This window comes from Streptomyces sp. C (genome assembly GCF_000158895.1).
Lineage (GTDB): Bacteria > Actinomycetota > Actinomycetes > Streptomycetales > Streptomycetaceae > Streptomyces > Streptomyces racemochromogenes.
Genome location: NZ_GG657750.1, coordinates 4,463,811 through 4,470,023, shown reverse-complemented (window position 1 = coordinate 4,470,023; position 6,213 = coordinate 4,463,811). Strand labels below are relative to the sequence as shown.

The following is a 6,213-nucleotide window of genomic DNA, read 5'->3' as shown; positions in this document are numbered from 1 at the left end:
CCAACCCTCCCTGAGACCGCCCCAGGGGACACCGCTCCCCCTCCCGCCCGGCGACTTCTGAGCGCTCGCCTCCAACCGCCCGACAACCCGACCGCCCCCACGCGCCCCACCCGTGCCGTGCGCCCCCACCCCTGCCGTGCGCCCCGCTCCGGGGCGCTCGCGCTGCCCCGGTTCGTGCTCGGCGCGCCCCCCGCGCGCGACCGGCGCGCCTGTTGCGCGCCGGGGGGAAGGGTGTCTTGTTATGGCTCCCGCGGTCGCCCCGCGTGCATCATTGACGTGGGTAGTTCTTCATCTAAGTTTTCATCTGCGACCGAAATCCTTCTGCTTCAACCCACATTCTGGCTGCGGAGGTTCGCGATGGCGGTACGGACACGCGTCCACCTCGTGCTGGTGCACGGTCTGTTCTCCTCCGCCAAGGTGTGGACGGCCTTCCACACCCTCCTCACCACCGACCCCGAGCTGGCCGACTGGGTCAGCGTCCACCTCTTCGAGTACGACTCGCCCCTCGTGCGTCTGCGCCCCGACCGGCGGGTCGCGGAGACCGACGACGTCGCCGACCAGCTCGGCACCTTCCTGGAGACCGAGCTCGCCGAGGCCGAGCGGATCGTGCTCGTCACCCACAGCCAGGGCGGGCTGGTCGTACAGCGGTTCCTCGCACGGAAGTTGTGGGTCGGCGAGGGGCGGGAGCTGGCACGGATCAAGCACTTCACGATGTTCGCCTGCCCCAACACCGGGTCCGGGTTCTTCCTCACCGTCCGCAGCTGGCTCAAGATCTGGAACAACCCCCAGGAGAAGCAGCTGCGCCCCTTCGACCGGGCCGTGACGGAGGCGCAGCGCACCGTCCTCAGCGCCGTCGTGCACGGGCGGGCGTACGGGGACCAGGAGTGTCCGATACCGGTGCGCGCGTACGGGGGTTCCGCCGACGAGATCGTGCCGCCCGTCGTCGCGCGCGGGGTGTTCCCCAAGGGCGGGGTGGTCACCGCCGACCACTTCTCCATCGTGCAGCCGGCCGACCGTTCCGCCGCCCCCTACCGGGCGGTCCGCACCGCGCTGCGCGAGGCGGCGCACGCGCCGGCGGAGGGGCCGGCGGACGCGGACGGGGCGGGGGACGGGCTGCGCGCGCCGCGTTCGCCCGCCGAGGCGGCCGGGCGGCCCTCGCTGCCGCCGCCCGCCGCCGGGGAACTGGACCTGGCGCCGTACCCGCCGCCGCCGTACGGGACGCTGGAGGAGGGCAAGCTGAAGGGGCAGGAGCGGCTGGGCCTGGTCGCCTCGCTGCTGTCGGAGCAGGCCCGCCAGCAGGTGCACGTGCTGTCCGGGCTGGGCGGGTCGGGCAAGAGCCGGCTGGCGCTGGAGGTCGCGGACCGGGCGCAGCGGGCCGGGCGGCGGGTGTGGTGGGTGTCGATGCCGGAGCTGAGCCTGCGGATGCGGATGATCGCCCGGGACCTGGGGGCCCCGTCGATCACGGTGGACCGGGCGTGGCTGCTGGGGACGGCGATGGACCTGGTGTGGACGCTGCTGAACGCGTGCCCGGACCCGTGGGTGCTGATCTTCGACAACGCCGACGACCCGGAGCGGCTCGGCCCCCGCGACGGCCCAGGTCGCGGACGGCACCGGCTGGCTGCGCCGCCCGCAGAACGCGAACGGGACGGTGCTGGTCACCAGCCGGGTGCGCCGCCAGCAGACGTGGGGCGAGAGCAGCGCCGTGCACCACGTGGTGCCGCTCGGCGAGGACGACGGGGCGTCGATGCTGCTGGAGCGGACGGGCGGCCTGGGCGGTACGAACGAGCAGGCGCGCCGGCTGTCGCGGCAGCTGGGCGGGCTGCCGCTGGCCCTGCGGCACGCGGCGGACGTGATCAGGGCGGTCAGCGAGAGCCAGATCTCCCTGGACAGTGACGTCCGGGACTTCGAGACCTTCGGCCGGGCGGTCGCGGCGCGGGTGGACGCCGCGCCGGGGCAGGCGGGCCCGGACCTGAGCGAGCTCCTGGGCCGGGAGATCGTGGAGAAGGTCTGCGGGATCGCGATGGACCTGCTGAGCAGCCAGGAGCGGGCGCAGGCGGCGAGCCTGCTGAAGGTGTTCGCCTGTCTGAGCATCGCGCCCGTCCCCTACCGGTGCCTGCTGGGCGATCCGCCGCTGTCGCAGTCCCCGCTGTTCCCGGGGATCACGCCGGCGCGTACGCACGCGGCGCTCGCGGGGCTGGAGGAGTTCGGGCTGGTGGACTTCTACGAGCGCGAGGGCGTCGCCGAGCGCGACCTGGCGCACGTGCTGACCCTGCACCCGGTGGTGCACGGGGTGCTGCGCGAGGACCCGGAGGTGCGGGACCGGCCCGCGGACTACTACGGGCTGGCGGTGCGGATGGTGATCCGGGCGACCCGCCACCGCAACCCCGACCACCCGGCGAACTGGCCGCTGTGGGCGGCGCTGGCCCCGCACGCGCTGGAGGTGTCCCGGGCGTGCCTGCTGGGTGAGCTGAAACTGTCGGACCGTACGGTGCGGACGGAGGCGCTGGAGCTGGCGCGGCTGACCGCCCGCTACCTGATAGCGACGGGGCTGCTGGGGCCTGCGTACGACCTGGTGCTGCCGATGGTGGAGCGCTGCGCCTCGTTCGGCTTCGACGTCGACGACCGGGAGATCCTGGGGCTGCGGCACGAGCAGGGCCGCATCCACCTGGACCGGGAGCAGCTGTCGCAGGCGGAGGAGGTGCTGGCGCGGGTGGTGCTGGCGCGGACCCGGATCCTGGGGGAGGACCACGCGGACACGCTGGCCAGCCGGCACAAGCTGGCGCGCGCGATCAACGAGCAGGAGGGGCGGGAGGCGGAGGCCGAGGAGATGCTGCGCTCGATCGTGGAGGCGGAGAACGAGGTGCGCGGCCGGGAGCACTACGACACGCTGGTGGTGCGCCACACGCTGGCCCGGACGATGCGTGCGCTGGGCCGGCACGCGGAGGCCGAGGCGGAGGCCTGGCAGATCCTGGACATCAGCCGGCGCAACCACTGGCCGCCGTCGACGCCGGAGATCCTGCGGGTGCGGGAGACGCTGACGCACGCGCTGCTGGACCAGGGGCGGGCGACGGAGGCGGAGCAGGTGATCCGGGAGGCGCTGCGGGACGCGGCTCAGCCGGCGGATTCCAACATGGTGATGCGGTTCCGCTATACGTTCGTGCTGGTGCTGCTGGGGATCGTGGGGCGTACGCCCGAAGCGGTGAACGAGCTGAAGGCGCTGGTGCGCGACCTCACCCGGGTGGTGGCTCCGGAGCATCCGCTGTTGGTGCAGGCCAGGGCTCTTCTGCAGAAACTTCTGCGGGAGATGCCGGGCTGAAATCCCCTGCTTTTCATATCAGTTGGGCAGAACTCCGACGGCCGGTGCGGGCTTGCGCGTAGCCTGACGTTGCCTCACCCTGTGTGACGCGTCCCACACCGAAATGCGCGGAGGTCCGCCGATGACTGCTGTCCCCACCGATACGAACGACGACCAGTCCCTCAGATGGGGTGCCCCGGGAAGCGACCTGGAGCAGATGCAGGCGGAGGTCGGCCGGCGGATCGCGATGGAAGCGCTGGAGGCCGGACGGCAGGCACTGGAGCTCGATGCGAAGACGGCGTTCCGCGCGACCAGCGGGACGCATCCCGGATAGGTGCCATTGGTTTCTGTTGTCTTTCCGACGCCGGGGGGCGATCGAATGACGTCAGGGCAATCCTCAGGGCGAACCACTCGGAGTGCGTTACCGGCTCCACCGCACGATCCCTTCTTCCGCGCCGTGACAGCGCCGGCGTTCACCCACGAGCTGCTCGCCGGGCTGGCCGCCGGGCGGTACGCGGCGGTCCGGGTCCCCTCCTTCCTGCCGCGCGAGCGGTGTGACGAGGTGCTCGGTGCGCTGCGGCAGCAGGTGTTCGACTCGTACGGGAAGGCCCGCGTCGATCCACCGGTGATGCGGTTCGGGGTGGGTGTCAGCGACCACATGGCGGACGGCGGGGTCGCCGACACGTACTGGAAGGCGCTGCAGGGGCACCACGAGTCCTGGCAGGGTCTGGGGCTGTCGTTCGATCCGTTCCGCACCTGCCGGGAGGCGCTGGCCGCGGCCTGGCCGGGCGGGGTGGCGGTGGGCCGCCGGGGCGGCGTGGAGATGGGCGACGGGGTGGCCCGGGAGCCGAACCAGGGGTTCCAGGTCCATTTCGACGACGCGCTGCGCGAGTACGACGGGGACCTGCTCGACGAGCCGCTGATCGGGCAGTTCGCGTTCAACCTGTACCTGAGCGTGCCGCCCGAGGGTGGTGAGACGGTGCTGTGGAGGCACCGCTGGAAGCCCGAGGACGAGGCGCACCGGCTGTCGGCCCGGTACGGGTTCGACGAGTCGGTGGTGGCGGGTGCCGAGTCGATCGAGCTGGCTCCGGAGGTCGGCGAGGCGCTCCTGATCGATCCGCGGTTCTTCCACGCGGTCCGGCCCAGTCACGGGGACCGCAGGATCGCGCTGGGGTTCGCGGTGGGGATCGGTACGTCCGGGCAGCTGCTCACCTGGGCGTGACGGTCGGAGCCGGCGCGTGGCGGCCACGCCCGCAACCGTCAATTCCCGTATGTGATACGGATTTTGACCATCCGGTGGCGGGGCCGCTACGTTCGGGCGATGGACCTCTTGCGTTACGTCGCTTTCAGCACCGACCCGCTGGGCGGGAACCCGGCGGGTGTGGTGCTGGACGCCACCGGCATCGACGAGGCGACGATGGCCGCGGTCGCGGCGGACGTCGGCTACTCGGAAACGGCCTTCGCCGTGCCCCGCCCGGACGGGGCGCTGGACATCCGGTACTTCAGCCCGCAGAACGAGGTGCCCTTCTGCGGGCACGCCACGATCGCGACGGCCGTGGCGTACGCGCAGCGGCACGGTGTCGGGGACCTGCTGCTGCACACGAAGGCGGGGCCGGTGCCGGTGACGACGTCGGCCGGCCCGGACGGCGGTGTCGTCGCGACGCTGGTGAGCGTGGAGCCGCGTACGGAGCCGATCACGGACGCCGATCTGGCGGAGCTGCTGGCGGCGCTGCGCTGGTCGGCGGCCGACCTCGATCCGGCGCTGCCGCCGCGGGCCGCGTACGCGGGGGCGTGGCATCCGGTGATCGCGGCGGCGAGCCGGGAGCGGCTCGCCGACCTGGACTACGACATGCCGGCGCTGAGCGGGCTGATGGCGCGCCTCGGCTGGACGACGATCACCCTGGTCCAGCGGGAGTCGGCGGACGTCTTCCACGCCCGCAACCCGTTCCCGCCCGGCGGGGTGGTCGAGGACCCGGCGACCGGTGCGGCCGCGGCGGCGTTCGGCGGGTACCTGCGGAGCCTGGGGCTGGTCGAGCTGCCGGCCGTGCTGACCGTCCACCAGGGCGTCGACATGGGCCGCCCGAGCCTGATCACGGTGGGCGTCCCGGCGGACCCGTCGGCCGGCATCGAGGTGACGGGCACGGCGGTCCCGATCGGCTAGGCCGTCTCTTCCGGATCTTGCCGGTTAAGCCCGCGTCGTCCGGTGCCGTGCATCGGCGCGTTGGCGGGGCGCCCTTGTACTGGACGTACTCGGGCGCTCCGCCAACGCGGCGAGGTGCGGTGCCGGGCGGCGCGGGTCAGGCAAGATCCGGAAGAGACGGCCTAGGGGCCGCTCCCTGGTGGGGGGCGACCTCCAGGACGACCTCGATCTCCACCGGGGCGTTCAGGGGGAGGATGTCCATGCCGACCGCGCTGCGTGCGTGGCGGCCCGCTTCGCCGAAGACCTCCACCAGGAGTTCGCTCGCCCCGTCGACCACCCCCGCCTGGCGGGTGAAACCGGGCGCGGAGGAGACGTAGCCGACGACCTTCACCACCCGCACCACGGACTCCAGGGGGGCCACCGAGTCGGCGGCGGCCAGGGCCGCCAGCGCGCACTGGCGGCTCAGCTCCCGGGCCCGTTCCGGGGAGACCTCGGCGCCGACCTTGCCCGTCAGGGTCAGCTCCCCGCCCGTCAGCGGGATCTGGCCGGCGACGAAGACGTGTATGCCGCTGCGGACCGCGGGGACGTAGGCGCCCTTGGGGGCGCTCACCTCCGGCAGCCGTAATCCGAGCTCGGCTAGCCTTTCGCGGACGTCAACGCTCATGGCACCCCCTGGTGGCCTCGACCCGACTCTGCGTCCTGCCTCGACGGCTCCCACCATCGTCCCACCGTACGCGTCCCGTTGGGGCGGGCTCCGCCCTTGTGGCCCCGGCCCGGG

Annotated in this window: 6 protein-coding genes; 5 read left to right on the top strand and 1 reads right to left on the bottom strand. The window is 72.9% G+C overall.

The genetic code is table 11. The features are described from left to right. The first annotated feature begins 357 nt into the window (after positions 1-357). From SSNG_RS43980 to SSNG_RS20080, 5 genes are all read left to right on the top strand, one after another. Positions 358-1,893: an alpha/beta fold hydrolase gene (locus tag SSNG_RS43980; RefSeq protein ID WP_241695087.1), complete on the top strand. Its 1,536-nt coding sequence runs from the start codon at positions 358-360 to the stop codon at positions 1,891-1,893. 127 nt (positions 1,894-2,020) lie between these two features. Further along, a complete protein-coding gene (locus tag SSNG_RS45315) occupies positions 2,021-3,316 on the top strand; it encodes a tetratricopeptide repeat protein (protein WP_347232505.1) in 1,296 nt (431 codons plus the stop codon). Positions 3,317-3,437: 121 nt separating this feature from the next. Beyond that, positions 3,438-3,629, top strand: coding sequence for a hypothetical protein (locus tag SSNG_RS20090; RefSeq protein WP_007265721.1), 192 nt, complete (start codon positions 3,438-3,440; stop codon positions 3,627-3,629). Positions 3,630-3,752: 123 nt separating this feature from the next. After that, positions 3,753-4,517, top strand: a complete 765-nt coding sequence (locus SSNG_RS20085; protein WP_241695086.1) for a proline hydroxylase — start codon at positions 3,753-3,755, stop codon at positions 4,515-4,517. A 99-nt stretch (positions 4,518-4,616) separates the two neighbouring features. After that, entirely contained in the window at positions 4,617-5,456 is an 840-nt protein-coding gene (locus SSNG_RS20080) for a PhzF family phenazine biosynthesis isomerase (RefSeq protein ID WP_042801457.1), read from the top strand. Between the two features lie 136 nt (positions 5,457-5,592). Here SSNG_RS20080 and SSNG_RS20075 read toward each other — a convergent pair whose 3' ends face one another. Further along, positions 5,593-6,099 (bottom strand): RidA family protein, encoded by a 507-nt coding sequence (locus SSNG_RS20075; protein WP_007265718.1) that lies wholly within the window; start codon positions 6,097-6,099, stop codon positions 5,593-5,595. Between the last annotated feature and the right edge of the window lie 114 nt (positions 6,100-6,213).